The organism is Phyllobacterium sp. LjRoot231, assembly GCF_964253365.1.
Lineage (GTDB): Bacteria > Pseudomonadota > Alphaproteobacteria > Rhizobiales > Rhizobiaceae > Phyllobacterium.
On the sequence record NZ_CAXUQT020000004.1, the window covers coordinates 271,845 to 290,621 of the forward strand.

An 18,777-nucleotide genomic window follows, 5' to 3' on the forward strand; every position below is an offset into this window, starting at 1 on the left:
TCAATGCGCAGCCGAGGTCACGCGTTGCATCGCGCTGCCGACACCGTCCCATGCAGGCTTGTCGGGCGCGAAGCGCGCGCGCAGATAGACCGCCAGATCCTCGATCTGCTTTTCGTCCAGCACGTCGCGAAAGGCTGGCATCGACATGACCTCCGCTGTCGCGCGTCCGGTCGTTTCCGCCAGGATCGCCGGCGCCTCGACGCCGTGTAGTATCACCTGCAGGATGTTATCGGGCGTGTCGCTGTGCATGTTGGTATTGAGCGACAGCGCTGACAGGATCGACGTGCCGGTGTGGCAGGAAGCGCAGGCGCCGCTGAAGATGCGCGCTCCCCTTGGAGAGATCATCGCGCCCTTCGCCGCCGCCGCCTCGCTTGCCGCGATGGTGGACTGTGCTTGCATTGTCGTCTCAGCGCTGCGATCGGCCGTGTCGTTCAGGCTTGCGAGATAGGATGCCATGGCGCGGATGTCGGTGTCTGGAAGCGGTGCCAGCACTGATACGACATCGGCCATGGGCCCTGCGGCGCTGCCATGATCGCGTGAATGGCCAGTGCGAAGATAGTCGTAGAAGGCGGCCCTGGTCCAGTCCACAGGACCCTTGGCAAGAGCGTTTAGCGCCGGCGCCTCCCAACCCTCGGCGAAGCCACCGGAGAGGTGCGCCCTGCCGGTCTGTTCCGCCCCGAGCACGTTGCGCTGTGTATGGCACGCCGAGCAATGGCCGAGCGTCTCGACCAGATAGGCGCCGCGATTCCATTCTCCGTCGCGCGTCTTGTCGTATTTGAATGGCTCCGCCTTCAAGAACATAGCGTTCCAGGGCGCCATCATTGCGCGGACGTTGTAGGGGAATTTCAGCTTCGTCTCGGGCGATTTTTCAGCCACCGGCGCCTGTGTCATCAGATAGGCATAAAGCGCTTGGAGGTCGGCTTCCTCAGCGCCAGCGAAGGACGTATAGGGGTGGGCCGGATAGAGATGATGTCCGTCGCGGCTAATGCCCTCGCGCATGGAGCGTTCGAAAGCGGTGTAGGACCAATTGCCTATGCCAGTGTCAGGATCCGGTGTTATGTTGGTGGCATAGACCGCGCCGAACGGCGTATCGAACTTGCGTCCGCCCGCGAAAGCCTGGCCGTCACTGCCGATGTGGCAGACATTGCAGGCCCCTATGGCAGCAGCCATGCGGCCGCGCTCGATCGTGGCGGCGCTGTAGACGTTGGTATTCGGGCGTTCGATCGGGCTGATGGCGGGGCGCCACGGCGACGCCATGGTGACGAGCCCCGAAAGGGCGGCAATCGCTCCGGCGGCCGATAGGCCGATGTTCCGCCATTTTCGCCGCCGGGGTGTGGGGGCTGCTTTTTCGGGAGAGGTGCCGTTCAGGGCGGCAAGAACGATATCTGGCGTCAGCGGCAGCTCGCGGAAACGGATGCCGGTGGCATCGTATACGGCGTTGGCAATAGCGGCGGCGCTGGGCACCGAAGCGGACTCGCCGACACCGAGCGGTGGCTCGTCCGGGCGGGGTATCATCAGGACGTCGATTTCGGGGACTTCCGGGAACGTGATGAGCGGATAGCCGCCCCATTCCTTCGAAGCAACGGCGGTGGAAGAAAAATCCACGCGCTCCTTGAGCACCCGGCTGGTTGATTGGATGATGTTGCCGTGGATCTGGTGGCGGACCCCATCGGGATTGATCATCAGGCCGGAATCCTGGCCGCAGGTCACTTTGGTGACGGCGATATCACCGGTCTTCCGGTTGACAGCGACGTCCGCCACCCACGCCGCCCAGGCAGCAGCCGTGCCGGGGAACTTGCCATGCACATAGACGGCATAGGCGAAGCCGCGCCCATAGAGCAGATCGCCTTCACCACCAAGCGTGCCGAACCTGGTCCGGGGTACCCATTTGGCACGCTCAGCAACGGCGTGAACGAGATCAACCGCCCGCGGATCATGCAAATAACGCAGGCGATACTCGACAGGATCAACCTCGGCGGCCGAGGCCAGCTCGTCTATATAGCATTCGTGTGCGAAGGTGTTTGGCATGGCCGAGACGCCGCGAAACCATGAGGCGCGAGCGATCGGCGGCATGTCGTGCACTGTCACCCGCAGATTGCCATAGGCATAGGGGGGGATAGCGGTGCGGTCGCCCATGTGCATGACATCGGCGACAGGGGGAACCTTGCCGGTGAGGATCAGGGGTAGCGTAGGGGCGAGATTGGAAGGATAGCGCGTCTCGAAATCATAGGCGGCAGGGCCGCCCTCGAGGTCGAGGCCACCGCGCACGTCCATGACTTGCGCCGCGCCCTTCGGTTCCCAGGCATGTTCCTGCTCGCGCGTCAGCTGGACGCGCACAGGCTTGCCGGTTGCGCGCGACAGCAGCGCGGCATCCGCCGTCACATCGTCAGCGCAGTTGCGCCCGTAGCAACCCGCTGCTTCCAGCCTCTCGACGAGGATTGCTTCCTCCGGCATGTCGAGGAGGAGCGCAAGATCGCGGCGCATGGGGAAGGGGTTCTGCGTACCCGACCAGACCGTCAGCCCGCCGTCGCGATAGTCTGCGACCGCGCAGGAGGGGCCAATAGACGCGTGCATCTGGTACGGCCAAACATAGGTGCGTTCCATCGGATTGGCGCTGTTGGCCAACGCCAGATCGACATTGCCATGGTCCGCTAGCTTGCGCGGCGTTGAGGGATTGGCCCGCAGCGCCTTCTCCGGCGAATTGAGATCGGGCAACTCCGGCGGCGTTCGCCAGACGACCTTGAGGCGCCGTGCTGCTTCGGCGGCGTTTTCCTCACGCGTCGCAACGACACCAACGAAATCGCCGATAGCCACGACTGCGACCAGGCCGGGAATGTCGGCGACTGAGCTCTCATCTATCGATATGAGGCTCTTGCCGACATGGTCGCCATGGTCGAAGCCGGCGTAGGGCGGGCGTACGACTCTCCCGTGCAGCATGCCGGGCACGCGCACGTCATGCACATAGGTCGACTTGCCCGTCGCTTTTGCCGGGATATCGACGCGCGCCGGGGATGTACCAACGAGACGGTAGGCCGAGACCGGCTTCAGCGGCGCCTGCGGGTCGATGGTCAGGTGCGTCTGCCTGCCGGCCACAAGGTCCCCGAAGGTGAAGCTCCGATTGTCGCCCGTCCTAACGCGGATGATGCCGCCATCGATAACGAAGTTGTCTGCTGACAGCCCGAGGCGTGCGGCGGCCTGTGCCACGAGATAGTAACGCGCCGTCGCGGCGGCCTGACGCAGCGGGAGTGCCGTCACCTGGATGGTCTCGCTGGCGATGGTGGCACCCTGGTTCGGCGTCGCGGAGGTGGTGCCAAGCACCATCTCCACCTGTTCGAAGGGTGTGTCGAGTTCCTCCGCGACGATTTGGGCGAGGGCGGTCCTGATGCCGGTGCCGAGATCGACATGACCGTTGAAGGCTATGACCTTTCCGTCACGATGGATGGCAATGTAGATTTCTGCTGCCGCGGATGACGGCGCCTGCGATAGGACCGTCAAGATTTCCGGGGCCGCAAGATAGGCGGATCTGGGGGTTGCGCGAGCATCGCTCATTGCGGCGCCTCGGACAGTTCGCTTGATGAAGGTTCGCTGCCGGAATCGGCCTTTTGAAAATATGCCGCTTTCACGCCGGCGTCACATCCGCCATTCCCGGACCGGGAGAGGACCACGGCTTTGCGGGCGGCTGCAAGGATCTCGACATGAGTACCGCAACGGCAGAGGTGATGGCGCAGGGCGTCACGGATATCATCCTCGTGCGGCTCCGGATTGCGGCCAATGAGCGCCACCACCGCAATGACCATACCGTTCAGGCAGTAACCGCATTGTGCCGCCGCTTCTTCGATGAAGGCTCGCTGAACCGGGTGCAGTTGCTCCTCGCTGCCGAGACCCTCGAGTGTGGTGACGCTGCGCCTGCCGACTGCGCCGAGGGGAATGGTGCAGGAACGGACCGCGCGGCCGTCAATCAATACGGCGCAGGCGCCACATTCACCAAGGCCGCAGCCAAACTTCGGGCCGTTCAGCTCGAGATCGTTGCGCAGGATATAGAGCAGCGGAGTCTTTGCATCGGCTTCTACGATGTGCGTGCTGCCGTTGACGTCGAGACTGAAAGATGCGGTCATGGCCAAGTCTATCACCTGCCACGCTGAAAGAAATAACGGCCAATATCGCGCCATGCATGCGAGCGGCGACAATCTGCGATCGCCCCATTTCGCATAATGGTTTTCTCGCCTTGTCCGCTTGTCATGCGGTGTTCCCTTCGGCGTTTCGTATAAAAAGCGTATACACTTTATATTGGACGTGGGCAAGCGCAATAAGATGGGCACAAAGTTGGCCAAAGACGCAACAATTGATGGAATTTTAGGCCCATTTTCCCGCGTTAGTCTATTTTTTGGCCTTGCATTTTATAGTGTACACGCTTAAGAATATTACCATTCGGATGCTGGATTGAAGCATTTCCTCACCTCGCCGCGAAGGACTGCCCATGACGAACGACAGACAGACGATTGCAATCATCGGCGCAGGTCTTGGAGGGGCGGCAGCCGGCGCTCTGCTGCAGCGCGCGGGCTTCGATGTCCATGTTTACGAACAAGCCCCCAGTTTCTCCCGGCTGGGTGCGGGCATTCACATGGGCCCCAACGTTCTCAAGATTTTTGAGCGTATCGGTATCGACAAGAAGCTGCTCGAGATCAGCAGCAAGCCGACGCATTGGTTCAGCCGCGACGGCATCACCGGAGAATACCTCTCGCGCATCCCGCTCGGCGGCTACGGGACGCCATACTGCACCGTCCATCGCGGTGATCTGCACGCGCTGCAGATAACGGCGCTCAATGAGGGAACACTGCATTTCGACAAGAAGCTGAAGCAGATCGAGGATAGCGGGTCCGACGTTTATCTTGAGTTCGAGGACGGCATTTCGACTCGCGCAGACATCGTCATCGGTGCCGACGGTATCAATTCAAGGGTTCGCGAGACGCTGCTCGGCTTCGAGAAGCCGAACTATAGTGGCTGGGTCGGCCATCGCGCATTGATATCAGCCGACAAGCTGAAAAAGTACGATCTGGAATTCGAAGATTGCGTCAAGTGGTGGGGACCGGACCGCCACATGATGGTCTATTACACCACCGGCAACCGCGAAGAATATTACTACGTTACCGGCGTGCCGCATCCGGCGTGGGAATTCGACGCTGCCTTCGTGGAAAGCAGCCGTGAGGAGATGGCGGAAGCCTTCGCTGGCTATCATCCGGTGATAGGTGCGCTCATCGAGAACACCGACGAAGTCACGAAATGGCCGCTGTTCAATCGCAACCCCCTGCCGCTGTGGAGCAAGGGCAGGCTTGTCCTCCTTGGTGACGCCTGCCATCCCATGAAACCGCATATGGCACAGGGCGCAGCCATGGCCATAGAAGACGCGGCCATGCTCACCCGTTGCCTGCAGGAAAACGGCGTGAGCGACGTCAAGACCTCCTTCGCGCTCTATGAGGCGAACCGCCGCGATCGCGCTACACGTGTCCAGAGTGTCTCCAATGCCAACACCTTTCTGCTCACACAGGAAGATCCCTCCTGGGTATACGGCTACGATGTCTACGCGCAACCGTTGAAGAGCGAGAGTGCAGCATGACCGGGAACCTTCTTTACGGCGCGAACATCTTCGCAAATGATATCCGCCAGCATTATTTGCGCTATGGCGGCAAGGGCCGCCCCGTTATCCTGATCCCGGGCATCACCAGCCCTGCGGTCACCTGGGGCTTCGTTGCAGAGCGCCTCGCAGAGCGCTACGACGTGTACGCAGTCGACGTACGCGGCCGGGGCCTGTCTTCGACTGGTCCTGACCTCGACTACGGTCTCGATTCCATGGCCGAAGACGTTATCGCCTTCGCCCAGGCTCTGGATCTTGATAGTCCCGCACTTCTCGGCCATTCGATGGGCGCACGCATTGCCATGCGCGCCTCCACCTCCGCAGAGGCCTCGTTTTCACGCCTCGCGCTCATTGATCCCCCTGTCTCCGGACCCGGCCGCAGGCCATATCCGAGCAAGCTGCCGTGGTACGTTGATTCTATCCGGCTTTCGGTGAAGGGCATCGATGCCGAAGGAATGAGAGCCTTCTGCCCGACCTGGACGGATGAACAATTGAAGCTGCGCGCGGAGTGGCTGCACACTTGCTATGAACCGGCCATTGTCACGGCTTTCGAGGATTTCCACAAGGACGACATTTTCGCTGACCTGCCCAAGCTCGCCCGGCCCGCTATGTTGATGGTCGCCGGCCGCGGCGGTGTTATCGAACCGGTAGACGAGGATGAAGTCCGCTCGCTCTGCCCAACGATAGAGATCGTGCGGGTTCCCAATGCAGGACATATGATTCCATGGGACGATTTCGAGGGCTTCTTTACGGCTCTCGGGGACTTCTTGTCCCGTTAATAAAGACAGCGGACCTCTGGTCCGCGGTCTCTGTTTTATGCTGCCTCTACAGATGGAGGGGCCAACCAGTTTCAAGCAGCAGAGGATTGCGCTCGTGCAAAAGAACTATCGTATTGGTCAGATCGTTCCGAGTTCCAATACCACCATGGAAACCGAGATACCGGCGATGCTTATGGCACGCCAGTCGATACGGCCGGAGCGCTTCACCTTCCATTCCAGTCGCATGCGGATGAAAACCGTGAAAAAGGAAGAGCTTGCGGCGATGGATTCGGAATCCGATCGCTGCGCCATTGAGCTTTCCGACGCGCGCGTCGACGTACTCGGCTATGCTTGCCTGGTTGCAATTATGGCGATGGGCCTTGGCTACCACCGTGAATCGGAAAAACGCCTGACCAACCGCACGATCGAGAATGGCGTCAACATTCCCGTCGTGACCAGCGCCGGCGCCCTCATTGAGGGCCTGAAGGTGATGAAGGCGAAGCGCGTGGCTATCGTTGCGCCATACATGAAGCCGCTTACGGAACTCGTGGTCAACTACATCCGCGAAGAAGGCTTCGAAGTAAAGGACTGGCGCGCCCTCGAAATTCCGGACAATCTGGAAGTCGGCCGCCACGATCCGGAGAATCTCCCAGCCATCGTAAAGACGCTCGACCTTACGGACGTGGACGTCATCGTGCTGTCGGCCTGCGTTCAGATGCCGTCGCTGCGCGTGATTGCCAAGGTCGAGGCGATGACAGGCAAGCCGGTGGTCACGGCCGCCGTCGCCACCACCTATTGCATGCTGAAATCGCTTGGGCTGGAAGCCGTTGTCCCCGGTGCGGGCGCGCTTCTTTCCGGCGCCTACTAAGGATCGCACGACATGGAGAGCGTCGAAGCCAATTATCAGGGTGTCTGGGGCAACCGCATCGGCTTTGGAAAGCGGCCAGCCCTTCTCGTCATCGATTTTCTCAAAGCCTATACGATCGAGGGAGCGCCGCTCTATGCGCCCGGCGTCGTCAAAGCGGTGGCAGAGACCCCGTCGCTACTGGCGGCAGCCCGAATGGCGGGCATTCCTGTCATCCACACGCGCATCCTCTACCTTGCGGAAAACTGTGCTGATGGCGGCATGTGGGTGAAGAAATCGCCCGTGATGAAATCAATGGTGAGTGGCAATGAGCTCGCGGAATTCTGCGAGCAGGTAGAGCCAGCCGATGGCGAACTCATCATCGTCAAACAGTATGCCAGCGCCTTCTTCGGCACCAGCCTTGCCCCGCTCCTGCACACGCAAGGGATCGATACGGTCGTCATGGCCGGATGTTCGACCAGCGGCTGTATCCGGGCAAGCGCCGTCGATGCCGTCCAGCACGGCTTCCGTACTATCGTGGTACGGGATTGCGTCGGGGACCGACATCCCGACCCGCACAATGCCAGTCTCTTCGATATCGACAGCAAGTATGGTGACGTCGTCTCGAAGGCGGAAGCGATCGCCGCGATTGCATCGGCACAGCAGGGTGGAACGACAAGAACCGCATAGGTGGACATGACCAAGGTGGCATTTCCGTAGAATTCCAGAGGAGATAACGTTATGGATCGCAATGTCTTGACTGAAATGTGCCTTGAGCAGTTGAAGCTCAGCGGCGTTCACGAGGGTGAGAAGGTTATCGTCCTCTCGCAGGGCGACGAGCGTCTCGACTACGCCGACGCGTTCCTTGCTGCTGGCCAGCGACTTGGCGCCCGCATGTATCACATGCGTCTTCCGGCACCGCTGCCGACCACCGGTGCATGGGCAGTCGGCGAAACCGGCCTGGCCGCGAATCCGGATGCCGTTAACGCGCTGAAGCAGGCCGACATGGTCGTCGATCTGATTTTCCTTCTGTTCAGCGAGGAGCAGATGGCAATCCAGGCTGCCGGCACCCGTATACTCACGGCGGTGGAACCGGCTCCACTGCTGGCGCGGCTCATGCCGACCAGGCAACTGCGTGAGCGCGTCGAGATTGGCGCCGAATATCTGAAAAAAGCCAAGAGCATGCGCATAACCAGCAAACATGGCACCGACGTTGTCTACAAGCTCGGCGTCTATCCGACGATGAGCGAATATGGTTACACCGATGAGCCAGGTCGCTGGGACCACTGGCCGGCCGCCTTCGTATTCTCAGGGGGCGCGGATGATGGAGTCGACGGCCAGATCGTGCTGGCACCGGGCGACGTGCTTTTGCCGTTTAATATATATGTGCGCGAGCCGGTGATCTACACCATTGAGAAGGGCTTCATCCAGGACATTCGCGGCGGCCTCGAGGCCGAGCTTATCAAATCCTACATGGCGACCTTCAATGATCCGCGTGGTTTCGGCATGTCGCATGTCGGCTGGGGACTCGACCACCGCGCCAACTGGCACGGCCTGACCGATTTTGGCGGCGGCATGGGTATGGAACTGCGCTCGTTCTACGGCAACGTCATGTTCTCGACCGGCCCGAACAACGAGCTCGGAGGCCCGAACGATACGGCTTGCCATCTCGATATTCCGATGCGCAATTGCGGCCTTTTCCTGGACGACGAGCCGATGGTTCTCGACGGCAACATCGCGGTCAAGGAAATGCAGCACACATTCAAGTGATGGCTTCTGACTGTGGCACCGCCGACCACCGGCGGTTGCCTTGCGCAATCAAGTATGTACTTGGTAAAGCTTTGGGTGGCGAATCCTGTTTGGTGGATCGTTCGGCAGGTCCGGCACTAAAATTGAGCCGATTTGTCGCGACAGAGGTTTGACTGCTTATATGCCCAGGAACTACGACCAGGTTGAGGACGATTACCGATTTACAGAACAGGTGGGGCACCTGCTTCGCAAGGCGTACCAACGCCACCTATCTATCTTTCAGGACAATGCAAGCGACCCTAATTTGACTGCAGTGCAATTCGTTACCCTCTGCACGCTGCACGAGAGAGGGCCGAGCTCCCAAGCTGAGCTTGTAAAGGCCACCGCCGTCGATCAAGCGACAATTCGAGGTATTGTCGACCGATTGAGATCACGAGGCCTCATTGAAGTTTCCAAGGATGCCTCAGACGGCCGCAAGGTCATTATGTCTTTGCTGCCCGAGGGTGAGACGGTGCTGAAACAGATGTATCCGCGCGCGCATCTGATTACAGCGAAAACTATGGACAGGCTCAATCCGGCGGAACAAGTTGCGCTGCTGTTTCTTTTGCGCAAGATCGCGGAAGATGATCTGCCGAATGAAGAGATCGTGTGATTTGGCGCTATGCCTTCGCGGTATTTACAAACCAACGGTCACAGCTGCGCGCTCATATCCCTACAGTGCTGACTACGATCCGCCGTTCCGACTTAGTCCAATCCTATGAGGTCTCACGAAAACAGCTCCACTTGCGGCAATTATTAGGAGCGGATTCTTACGGGGTTACCCGCGAGCGCCAAGGTCAATGCCACCCTTGCGAGCCATCCACCGTCTAGCGCCTGATCCAAACGATAGTTAGAGCATTGAAGACTTTCTGGCCCCAATCAAAATCAACTATTATCGGCATTTTCAAACGAACGTTTGTTGCCGTCTGGCGACCTGTACACCTCCGATCTGGGACAAGGCGGTTAGTCGGTAATGTCGACGCGATTGCCTGGTAGCACCAATCGGCTCCAGCGAATGGCCATGCACACCTAGAACGCATCCGGGGCGGTCCGGCGTTAGATGTCGCCACCTTTTTTCCATTGTAGGGTGCACGTCCAACCGCTTGTAACTGTGCCGGTTGTGACGACTTCAATTATGTGTGGGATTCGCCGGGTGTGGTCGTTTGCAGTTCCTGATCCGGTATATCGTCGAATGACGAATAATTGAGATTGTACAGTTTGGCGTAAAGCTTGCCATTGGCCATCAGCTGGTCGTGGTTTCCCATCTCGATCAACTGCCCGTTCTGCAGCACGATAATATGATCAGCCTCGCGGATGGTCGCGAGCCGGTGGGCGATGACCAGCCCTGTGCGGTTTTCCAGAAGCTTGACGAGTGCCTTCTGGATCAGCATCTCGGTATAGCTGTCGATGTTGGCCGTGGCCTCATCGAGAACGAGGATTTTTGCATCTGCTACCAGTGCTCTGGCAAAGCTGATGAGCTGCCGCTGACCGAGAGACAGGTTTCCACCGCGCTCACCAAGCTCCGTGTCGTAGCCTTCGACAAGGTTCATGATGAAATCATGCGCGCCCACTGCCTTCGCCGCTTCTACTACATCTTCGTAGGTCGCCTCGCTCTTGTGATAGCGAATGTTTTCAAAGACCGAACCGGTGAACAGGAACGGCTCCTGCAGGACCATAGCGATCTGCTGGCCGAGGGAGTCCTGGGTGAGCTTGCGCACATCGTGGCCGCCGACCAGCACCTGACCGTGCTGGACATCATAGAAACGGTGGACCAGTGCCATAGCGCTCGACTTGCCAGATCCTGTCGGGCCGACCAGAGCGACGGTCTCGCCTGGGTTCACCTTGAAGTTGACGTTCTTCAGCACAGGATGTTTTGGATCATAGCCGAAAACGACATCGCGGAATTCCACCGATCCGTCCATGTCAGCAGTCAGGCTCCTTGCGTTCGGTGCGTCCGTGATATTGACTGGTACATCCAGCACTTCGGTCAGGCGCTGACCCGAGGCCATGGCACGCTGCATAACCGAATATTGCAAGGTCAACGAACGGATCGGGTCGAAGAAGCGCTGAATATAGAAGAGGAATGCGACCATGACGCCGACGTCCAGCTCTTGATTGAGCACCCGCGATCCGCCGACGACGATGACGAGGGCCATGGCGACGCCGGTAAGTGAATCGACGATGGGCACCATGACCTGTGCATATTTCGCCGCTGTCAGATGCGCCTTCAAATTGGCATGGGCCTTGTCATCATAAAGTGTGAAATTGATGCTTTGGCGGTCCATGCTCTGGACTGCGCGCACGCCATGGATTGCTTCAGCCAAGGCGCCGTTGGTCACCGAATTGGTTTCGTGCGCTGCCATGAACGCTACACGCGCCCGCGGGAGCCAATAAATGCGAACGATGAACAATACAGGAAGCACGACCAGCGTCATAAGGCCCAGGCGGAAGTCGAGGTAGAGCATCACGCCGACAATGCCGAAGAGCAGCGTGATATCGCCGACCGACAGCACGGAGGTTTCGAGAAACTCCTGCATCGAATTGACGTCGCCCTGCAGCCGCGACATCAGCCGGCCCACTTCGGTCTTGTCCATGAAGGATAGCGAGACGCGTTGGAGGGGTGAGAACATGGCACGGCGGATGTCGAAGAGCACTTCTTCCGCGACCCGGCCGACGACAGTCTCCTGCACGTAGCTGGCAGCGAAATTGATGAGGATGGCAATCCCGAACGCGATGATGGCGTAGAACAATGCAGAATGATTGCCGCCGCCGGGAGCAATACCATGATCGATGGCGTAGCGGATGATCAGCGGGATCATCAACTGCGTAGCCGTGAATGTCAGAACCGCAAAGACCGCCATGAGCATTTGCGCCTTGTAGGGTCTGACGAAAGCCCAGATTCGCTTGACGATGTTGCCATCGAAGACCTTGCCGAACATTTCCTCTTCGATGCGGTGCGACCCAACGACCGCCCGGGGAGGGCGACGCCCGTCTTCGCGCACGTCATTGCGCTCGGTTTCGATCTCATCGGTCACGCCCGCGCCTCCCTCTTCACCGCCACTGGCGTGCTGTCACCCGGACGGACCTGCAGATCGTAGAGCGCTCCATACCGCCCTCCAGCCGCAAGAAGGCTTTCATGGGTGCCGCGCTCTACGATCTGGCCGTCCTCGATGAACAGGATCTGGTCGGCATGCATCAGCGAACTCAGACGATGCGCGACGACGATCGTAACGCGATCGTTGGCATAGCGGCGCATGGCAATACGGATGCGCTGCTCGGTTCCGGCGTCGATCGCGGCGGTGGAGTCATCGAACACCATCACGGCAGGCTTAAGCATAAGCGTGCGGGCGATCGAAAGCCGCTGCCGCTGCCCGCCGGACAGCGACACGCCCCGTTCGCCGACGACGGTGCCGTATCCCATCGGCAGTCCCAGCACATAGTTGTGCAGCTGTGCCGATTCACTCGCGCGTTCGATGCGTGGCTCCTTGGCCCAAGGATCGCCATAGGCAATGTTGTTCTCGATGGTGGTTGTGAACAGGAAGGCGTCCTGCTGCACCACAGCGACGGCCTGGCGCAGCGAGCGGAGCGTCACGTCGCGGATATCCTGACCGTCAATGGTTATCCGGCCGCTGGTCACATCATAAAAACGCGGAATGAGATGGGCGATGGTGGATTTACCGCTGCCGGGTGGTCCGACGATGCCAATGGTTTCGCCGCGTCGCGCCTCGAAGCTCAGATGTTGCAGCACCGAACGCTTGGCGACTTGCGGATAGGCGAAACGCACATCTTCAAAGCGCAGCACGCCCGCCGAGATTTTCAAATCCTTGGCGTCCGGCGCATCCTTGATGGCAATGTCGAGATCCAGCAGGGCGAAAAGACGCGTTCCGCAGGTAGAGGCGCGCGCATAGGAATTGACCATCAGGCCGAGCTGGCGCACCGGCATCTGCAAGATGGTCATGAATGTCAGGAACGATGTAAGCGTGCCCACCGTAATTTCGCCAGCGATCACCTTGTTGCCCCCGACCCAGAGCACCAGGCCCATGGCGGTAAAGAAGGAGAGTGTCATCGCGCTGGTATTTTTAACGCGAATGCCGACGCGTTTATGCGCGAGTTCAAGCGCGCTGTGCGAGGCCTTGTCGAACTTCAAGAGTTCATAGGCCTGGGGGCGAAGGCTCGCACGACGCGGATGCCGCTGAGGTTTTCCTCCATCACACGCGTCAGCACAGAAAGCCGTTCCTGCAGTTCCAGCCAGGTGGCGCGAAGCCGCAACTGCGTCACCGAAGACCGCCAGGCGACGAAAGGCACGAAGCTCAGGGCCACCAGGCCCAGAACCAGATCGGTCGACACAAGTATATAGGCACCGAGGCCGATCAGCATGGTCAACAGAACCGTGCGCACCACCGCCGTCGAGAAATACATGCGCACGCCCTCAAGGTCGAGCATGCCGATTGTAATGAGATCGCCGGAATGAACGCTGTCATGGAAGCTGAAGCTCAGCCGCTGGATCTTTTCGTAGCAGGCAAGACGCAGTTCGTACCCGATATGGTGGCCGACGGCCTCGGCGAAATAGTTCTGTATCATGGTGAAAAGACCGCGCAGGATGCTGACGGCCAAAGTATGAGCGCCGTCGTTATCAACGCATTTTCCGCAATCTTGCCAGCTGCACCGCCCGCCATGGCCGTCTGCGTCTGATCCACGGCATGGCCCAGAAGTCGGGGAATCATCAGTTGCAGGGTCGCGGCGACGAGGGTCGAGCCGATGGCAAATGTCGTTTGCCAAGGATGACGCAAAGTCATGTGGGTAATTCGCACCAGGGTGAAGAGACCTCGACCCCAGCCTGCTGCATTTACGTGCGCCAACGAATCGGAACGATTCGCCGCACGCTTTAACGCATCGCTGCTCACGGTATTTTTCCAGACCAACTGATTGTGCAAACATTGGCCGCAGATCAGGGCCGTTGTGCTAGATATATGACTACGAGCGAATCTTGGCCGATTCCGGGCCCTAATTCAAGAGATCTGCCAAGCCGGTAGACAATAAAACCCTCCTTCTCAAAATATACTACTGCGAATACGTGTCGAGGAAGAGGTACCATGGTGTTGTGTTTCGAGAGTATTACCGGTCTAATCGCAGGATTTCTCGCTGCGCTCTCATGTCCCATCCGCGATGAGTGAAGCGGCGGACCGAACGTCTTTACCGCCGAGTGATATTCCTCACCCTTGAAGCCGACAAAGTGAGTGCAGCGCATTGCATATCTCGCAACTTGGGGTTGTAAACTGCTTGCGATGCACTTACGCTTGAGTCAGCCGTCGCGAGTCTCCTCCCATGTACCCGCTTCGGCTGTTCCCCTCTGGAGGTTTTAACCTTCACAATTAGGCCGGGCTTTTTGGTCCGGCTCTTTTTTGCCTGTCGTTATTTGCTCTAAATCGAGCGGGTTGATTTATTAGCCACGAAACTGTTATTTCGTGTTTCACCATGTAGAAAGGTGCGGATGAGTGGCTAAGAAAAAAAACAAGAAACCCACCACGTTTGTGACAGCGAGTCTCGGCCTCTTTTATCTCAGGATTGAACATGACGGTGTCGAAGCCGACGTAGTAGGACCGTTTAAGACCTTGGCTGAAGCCGAGGAAGAACAGGCCAAACAAAAGAAGCTCAGCAAAAAAGACTGACGTCTTTACTGCCATCCACGCCGTGTCTGATTGCTTCAGATCAATGGAACGCTATTGATGCTCAGGATCAAACACGGGGTGCAAACCTATTTTCGGCGACATCCTGTGGATACGTTCAATGAAACGATCGTTACGGATTTCAGCTTCATAGAGATGCTTTCTCACGACCACGACAGACAATTGGGGCAACGGTGTCTCTCCTCAAAACCCGACTTGCAGTGCGCCGGCTCAGTCTGGAATGCCAGTTTCCTCTGGACGAGTAACGCGATGCCGCTGTATTGGCTCCTGTAGGCCAGCAAAGTGACCAGTCGTGTCAACGATAGAGGCAATCTGGGTCAGAGCAGGTGATCGTAATTTCAACGTTGCCACGCGTTGCTTTCGAGTAAGGACAGATATTGCAGGCTTCGTCGATCAGGGTTCGTGCGACATTGTCCTTAAGATCAGGCAGCCTGACGTTGAGCCGAGCGCTGAGAGAGTAGCCGTCGTCCCCGAGATTCAGATCGATTTCGGCATCGATGCTAACTCCGGCCGGCAGAGGGATATTTTGTTCGAAAGTGACAGACGCGATCGCGCTTGCGAAGCTGGCCGACCAGCCAGCTGCAAGGAGTTGCTCCGGGTTAGTCCCAATTCGCACCGATCCGGGTACCGAAAGCCTGATGTCCAGGAGGCCGTCCGAACTGCGCGAGACGCCGTTCTCGCGGCCGCCCGTGGTTGTGGTTTTGACCGTTTTAACGACCTTTGCGATCCGGCTCATGAGCATTCTTTTGTTGGTTGTAGTATCTGAAACAGGGGCGGCGCCGCCGCGAACTTGATCACGCGTCGACTTCGACAACTGCATCCGCAAAGCCACCGGTCCTGCCGTGGCAGGTGTGCCCAATGCCGCCGGTGATGACCCGGTGCTTCATACAATGTTCATGGCGAGGGCTCTTTTTAACGCGCTTTTCTGAATTGCCTGTGGTGCGTTTCGCAATCACGATACGAGCTGCTGGCCGCCGTCGATGTCATAAGTTGCGCCCGTTAGCGCTGTGTTGCGCATGATGTGAACGGCGAGCGCAGCGACGTCGGCCGGTCCAATGACACGCCGAATTGGCAACGATGCGGACAGTTCGTCGCGCCGCCTGTCGAGGTTCTCCCCGAGCAGGGATGCCGACAGCGGCGTATCGACGAAGCCAGCGGCAATCAGGTTGACCCGTATTGGCGCAAGCTCCCCCAGGCGTCGAGGTTGAGATCGGCGATCACCTTGGCCGCGCCATCCAGCTTACCGGGCTGCTCGAAGCGATTGGCGAGCCACTCGATATTCCAGAAACCGATATCCACATCCTGATCCGTGCCACGGTAAGTGTCGACAACCGCTTCTGGGCCGATTTTGTTCGCAGCAATCCGCCGGCCATATCCCCCGAAGAAGCCCGCCATTGTGTCGGAGCCCTTGACCTCTTTGAGAATCGCAAAGCCCTTTTGTAATTCTATCCCGGGCAGTTGGGATTGCCGATTATTTTCAAGCAAGGAAAGAAACTCAGACGTTTCTTTCTTCATTCCACGTGCAATTTTTCGCGGCCTGACTTTGGGTGATTTATTTCTGAGGTTCGTCAGAATTTTAGCAAGGCTTTCTTTGACGATGAGCCCAATACGGGAAAATCTGGGTGCCTCTGACACGAGGCGTTCATCCCATTGCGATTGAGCGCTTTCACTTTACGAAGGCGATTTCTCAAAATGGGTTATGCACTCAGTCTGCTCGACAAGAGTCCGATTTTTGACGGCGAAACAGCAAGTGTTGCGTTAAAACGCACGGTGGCACTCGCCAAACAGGCCGAGAAATGGGGTTTTCTCCGGTTCTGGGTCGCCGAGCACCACGATACATCGGGCGTTGCGAGTTCGTCACCTGAGGTGTTGATCGCTTTTCTGGCGGCAAATACATCGCGGATCCGTATTGGTTCTGGAGGGGTGATGCTGCAGCATTATAGTCCCTACAAAGTCGCGGAAAATTTCAATGTCCTGGCAACTCTTGCTCCTGATCGGATTGATCTCGGTGTCGGGAAAGCACCTGGGGGCTTGCCATTTTCGACCCGTGCGCTGCAAGGACTGCTCGCGCGGCCTGAAAAGCCGGATTTTGCCGCCCAGCTCGCCCAGCTCAGTACATTTCTTGACGATACCCTGCCATCGGTTCACCCGCTGGCAGGCGTGAAGGCTACCCCACTGCCTGCTGTTTCGGCCCAGCGTTTCCTGCTTGGAGCGAGTGTCGACAGTGCTGAACTTGCCGCAGCGCAGGGATGGACCTTCGTGTTCGCCAGCCATCTCAACGGTGATGAAGAAGTCTTAAGGCAGACACTGGATGCCTACAGGGAGAAAGCGCCTGACCGCAGACCCATTCTTGCTGTCGGAGTGGTGGCCGCGGAAACGGACGCTGAGGCAAAGCGGCTTGTGGATAATCTGGAGCATTTCAAGGTTCATGTGAATGGTGGACAGAGCGTGACGGTCGGCAGTGCCGAGCAGGCCAAGGAATATGCCCGACAGTCCGGAACGCGCGATTACCGCATCGAGAAGAAAATTCCCAACGTCATTCGCGGTTCTGCACACAAGGTTATCGCTGATCTCAATCACCTGCACGATCGCTACGGCATCAGCGAATTCATCATTGATACACCGATAAACGACGCGGCGAAGCGGCTCGCATCGATCGAACTGCTGGCGCAGGCCCGATATGCGATTGCCGCGTAACTTGGAGAAATCAGATGAGTAAGAAATCTGTTCGTTTCGGGGTGATGCTGCAAGGCCCTGGCGGCCATATGAACTCATGGAAGCATCCAAGCTCGCCGCCGGATGCGAGCGTCAACTTCAACTTCTATGTCGAACAGGCCAAAAAGGCTGAAGCTGCCGGCATTGCCTTCGCCTTCATCGCGGATGGGCTCTATATCAACGAAAAGTCCATTCCACATTTTCTCAACCGTTTCGAACCCATCGCGATCCTGTCGGCGCTCGCCGCCACGACATCGAAACTCGGCCTGGTCGGCACATTGTCCACCTCCTACAGTGACCCGTTCACCGTCGCACGGCAGTTTGCATCGATCGACAAGATCAGCAACGGGCGCGCCGGGTGGAACGCCGTGACATCTCCGCTCGAGGGATCGGGTAAAAATTATGGTCGCGACCATCCCGACCATGCGCTTCGCTACGAGATTGCGGAAGAGCATCTCGATGTGGTCAAGGGCCTTTGGGACTCATGGGACGACGATGCCTTCATTCGCGACCGCGCCACCGGTCAATTCTTCGACACGACCAAACTGCACAAGCTGAACCACCACGGTCGGTTCTTCAATTCAGAAGGACCGCTCAACATTGGCCGCTCGCCGCAGGGCCAGCCGGTGGTTTTCCAGGCTGGGTCCTCGGATGATGGCATTGATCTGGCCGGCAAGCACGCCGATGGGGTCTTCACCAATCATGTGCCGATAGAGGACGCACAGATCTTCTACCGCCGCATCAAGGAAAGCGCGAAGGCGCATGGCCGCAATCCCGATGAAGTTCTGATTTTCCCCGGTATCTCGCCTATCGTGGGCGCAACGGAAGAAGAAGCCGATGCGAAATACCGCGAAATCCGCGATCTGGTTACGATCGACGAGGCGCTGGCTTATCTGGGGCGTTTCTTCGATCATCATGATTTCAGTGCCTATCCGCTCGACGCGCCGTTTCCGAAGCTTGGGGATATCGGCAAGAACAATTTTCGTTCAACCACCGATCGCATAAAACGTGACGCCAAGGCGAAGGGGCAGACCTTGCGTGAGGTGGCGCTTGAAGTCACGACACCCCGCAACTCCTTCACCGGCACGCCGGAAAAGATCGCCGAGGAACTGATCCGCTGGATCGACAATAACGCTGCGGACGGCTTCATCCTCGGTTTCCAGATTCTCGCGGCAGGGCTCGACGATTTCGTGCGTGACGTGCTGCCCATTCTCGAAAGCTGCGGCTACCACCGTTCTGTCCTGCCGGGAGCGACCTTGCGTGAAAATCTCGGACTTCCATTCCGCGAAAGTCGCTATGCCGAAAAGAACGCGCCGGCCACCAAACCTATTGCTCAAAAGGAAACTGTCTAGC

Annotated in this window: 15 protein-coding genes and 1 pseudogene; 9 read left to right on the plus strand and 7 right to left on the minus strand. The window is 58.3% G+C overall.

What is annotated here, in order from left to right; genetic code table 11:
• On the minus strand, positions 1–3,549 hold the full coding sequence (locus tag ACSQ3H_RS29900; RefSeq protein ID WP_436120659.1) for a molybdopterin cofactor-binding domain-containing protein: 3,549 nt from the start codon (positions 3,547–3,549) through the stop codon (positions 1–3).
• Positions 3,546–4,115 (minus strand): (2Fe-2S)-binding protein, encoded by a 570-nt coding sequence (locus tag ACSQ3H_RS29905; RefSeq protein ID WP_436120660.1) that lies wholly within the window; start codon positions 4,113–4,115, stop codon positions 3,546–3,548. The genes ACSQ3H_RS29900 and ACSQ3H_RS29905 overlap by 4 nt, the downstream gene beginning before the upstream one ends.
• Before the next feature lie 362 nt (positions 4,116–4,477).
• Here ACSQ3H_RS29905 and ACSQ3H_RS29910 point away from each other — a divergent pair, with 362 nt between their 5' ends.
• The 6 genes from ACSQ3H_RS29910 to ACSQ3H_RS29935 all read left to right on the plus strand — a co-directional run bounded on the left by ACSQ3H_RS29910 (position 4,478) and on the right by ACSQ3H_RS29935 (position 9,635).
• Entirely contained in the window at positions 4,478–5,614 is a 1,137-nt protein-coding gene (locus ACSQ3H_RS29910) for an FAD-dependent monooxygenase (RefSeq protein ID WP_436120661.1), read from the plus strand.
• The gene (locus ACSQ3H_RS29915; RefSeq protein ID WP_436120662.1) at positions 5,611–6,411 is read left to right on the plus strand and encodes an alpha/beta fold hydrolase; all 801 of its coding nucleotides are present in this window, start codon (positions 5,611–5,613) and stop codon (positions 6,409–6,411) included. Before ACSQ3H_RS29910 ends, ACSQ3H_RS29915 begins: the two co-directional genes overlap by 4 nt.
• 94 nt (positions 6,412–6,505) lie before the next feature.
• Positions 6,506–7,258 carry a maleate cis-trans isomerase family protein gene (locus tag ACSQ3H_RS29920; protein WP_436120663.1) on the plus strand — a complete coding sequence of 251 codons (753 nt, stop codon included), beginning with the start codon at positions 6,506–6,508 and terminating at the stop codon, positions 7,256–7,258.
• A 12-nt stretch (positions 7,259–7,270) separates the two neighbouring features.
• Positions 7,271–7,924 (plus strand): N-carbamoylsarcosine amidohydrolase, encoded by a 654-nt coding sequence (locus tag ACSQ3H_RS29925; RefSeq protein ID WP_436120664.1) that lies wholly within the window; start codon positions 7,271–7,273, stop codon positions 7,922–7,924.
• Between the two features lie 51 nt (positions 7,925–7,975).
• Positions 7,976–9,004 (plus strand): leucyl aminopeptidase, encoded by a 1,029-nt coding sequence (locus tag ACSQ3H_RS29930; RefSeq protein WP_436120665.1) that lies wholly within the window; start codon positions 7,976–7,978, stop codon positions 9,002–9,004.
• Positions 9,005–9,164: 160 nt separating this feature from the next.
• Positions 9,165–9,635 carry a MarR family winged helix-turn-helix transcriptional regulator gene (locus ACSQ3H_RS29935; protein WP_436120828.1) on the plus strand — a complete coding sequence of 157 codons (471 nt, stop codon included), beginning with the start codon at positions 9,165–9,167 and terminating at the stop codon, positions 9,633–9,635.
• Positions 9,636–10,155: 520 nt separating this feature from the next.
• Here the strand turns inward: ACSQ3H_RS29935 and ACSQ3H_RS29940 are convergent.
• Both ACSQ3H_RS29940 and ACSQ3H_RS29945 read right to left on the minus strand, forming a co-directional pair.
• On the minus strand, positions 10,156–12,057 hold the full coding sequence (locus tag ACSQ3H_RS29940; protein WP_436120666.1) for an ABC transporter ATP-binding protein: 1,902 nt from the start codon (positions 12,055–12,057) through the stop codon (positions 10,156–10,158).
• Positions 12,054–13,926, minus strand: a pseudogene (locus tag ACSQ3H_RS29945) (ABC transporter ATP-binding protein). The gene ACSQ3H_RS29940 and the pseudogene ACSQ3H_RS29945 overlap by 4 nt, the downstream one beginning before the upstream one ends.
• 591 nt (positions 13,927–14,517) lie before the next feature.
• Between ACSQ3H_RS29945 and ACSQ3H_RS29950 the strand changes: the two are divergent.
• Complete coding sequence (locus tag ACSQ3H_RS29950; protein ID WP_436120667.1) at positions 14,518–14,691, plus strand: hypothetical protein; 174 nt, start codon at positions 14,518–14,520, stop codon at positions 14,689–14,691.
• A gap of 313 nt (positions 14,692–15,004) precedes the next feature.
• Here ACSQ3H_RS29950 and ACSQ3H_RS29955 read toward each other — a convergent pair whose 3' ends face one another.
• The 3 genes from ACSQ3H_RS29955 to ACSQ3H_RS29965 form a co-directional block, all read right to left on the minus strand.
• Complete coding sequence (locus ACSQ3H_RS29955; RefSeq protein ID WP_436120668.1) at positions 15,005–15,445, minus strand: Ohr family peroxiredoxin; 441 nt, start codon at positions 15,443–15,445, stop codon at positions 15,005–15,007.
• 216 nt (positions 15,446–15,661) lie between these two features.
• Positions 15,662–15,904: an SDR family oxidoreductase gene (locus tag ACSQ3H_RS29960; RefSeq protein WP_436120829.1), complete on the minus strand. Its 243-nt coding sequence runs from the start codon at positions 15,902–15,904 to the stop codon at positions 15,662–15,664.
• On the minus strand, positions 15,871–16,344 hold the full coding sequence (locus ACSQ3H_RS29965; protein WP_436120669.1) for a hypothetical protein: 474 nt from the start codon (positions 16,342–16,344) through the stop codon (positions 15,871–15,873). Before ACSQ3H_RS29965 ends, ACSQ3H_RS29960 begins: the two co-directional genes overlap by 34 nt.
• A 57-nt stretch (positions 16,345–16,401) precedes the next feature.
• Between ACSQ3H_RS29965 and ACSQ3H_RS29970 the strand changes: the two genes are divergently transcribed.
• Both ACSQ3H_RS29970 and ACSQ3H_RS29975 read left to right on the plus strand, forming a co-directional pair.
• Positions 16,402–17,406 (plus strand): LLM class flavin-dependent oxidoreductase, encoded by a 1,005-nt coding sequence (locus tag ACSQ3H_RS29970; protein ID WP_436120670.1) that lies wholly within the window; start codon positions 16,402–16,404, stop codon positions 17,404–17,406.
• Between the two features lie 14 nt (positions 17,407–17,420).
• Complete coding sequence (locus ACSQ3H_RS29975; protein ID WP_436120671.1) at positions 17,421–18,776, plus strand: LLM class flavin-dependent oxidoreductase; 1,356 nt, start codon at positions 17,421–17,423, stop codon at positions 18,774–18,776.
• Position 18,777 lies beyond the last annotated feature (1 nt).

Bases quoted from the DNA above. Each gene is read 5' to 3' on its own strand.
- ACSQ3H_RS29905 (WP_436120660.1), bottom strand. From the start codon at position 4,115: ATGACCGCATCTTTCAGTCTCGACGTCAACGGCAGCACGCACATCGTA.
- ACSQ3H_RS29925 (WP_436120664.1), top strand. From the start codon at position 7,271: ATGGAGAGCGTCGAAGCCAATTATCAGGGTGTCTGGGGCAACCGCATC.
- ACSQ3H_RS29915 (WP_436120662.1), top strand. From the start codon at position 5,611: ATGACCGGGAACCTTCTTTACGGCGCGAACATCTTCGCAAATGATATC.
- ACSQ3H_RS29975 (WP_436120671.1), top strand. From the start codon at position 17,421: ATGAGTAAGAAATCTGTTCGTTTCGGGGTGATGCTGCAAGGCCCTGGC.
- ACSQ3H_RS29900 (WP_436120659.1), bottom strand. From the start codon at position 3,549: ATGAGCGATGCTCGCGCAACCCCCAGATCCGCCTATCTTGCGGCCCCG.
- ACSQ3H_RS29955 (WP_436120668.1), bottom strand. From the start codon at position 15,445: ATGAGCCGGATCGCAAAGGTCGTTAAAACGGTCAAAACCACAACCACG.
- ACSQ3H_RS29970 (WP_436120670.1), top strand. From the start codon at position 16,402: ATGGGTTATGCACTCAGTCTGCTCGACAAGAGTCCGATTTTTGACGGC.
- ACSQ3H_RS29910 (WP_436120661.1), top strand. From the start codon at position 4,478: ATGACGAACGACAGACAGACGATTGCAATCATCGGCGCAGGTCTTGGA.
- ACSQ3H_RS29935 (WP_436120828.1), top strand. From the start codon at position 9,165: ATGCCCAGGAACTACGACCAGGTTGAGGACGATTACCGATTTACAGAA.
- ACSQ3H_RS29930 (WP_436120665.1), top strand. From the start codon at position 7,976: ATGGATCGCAATGTCTTGACTGAAATGTGCCTTGAGCAGTTGAAGCTC.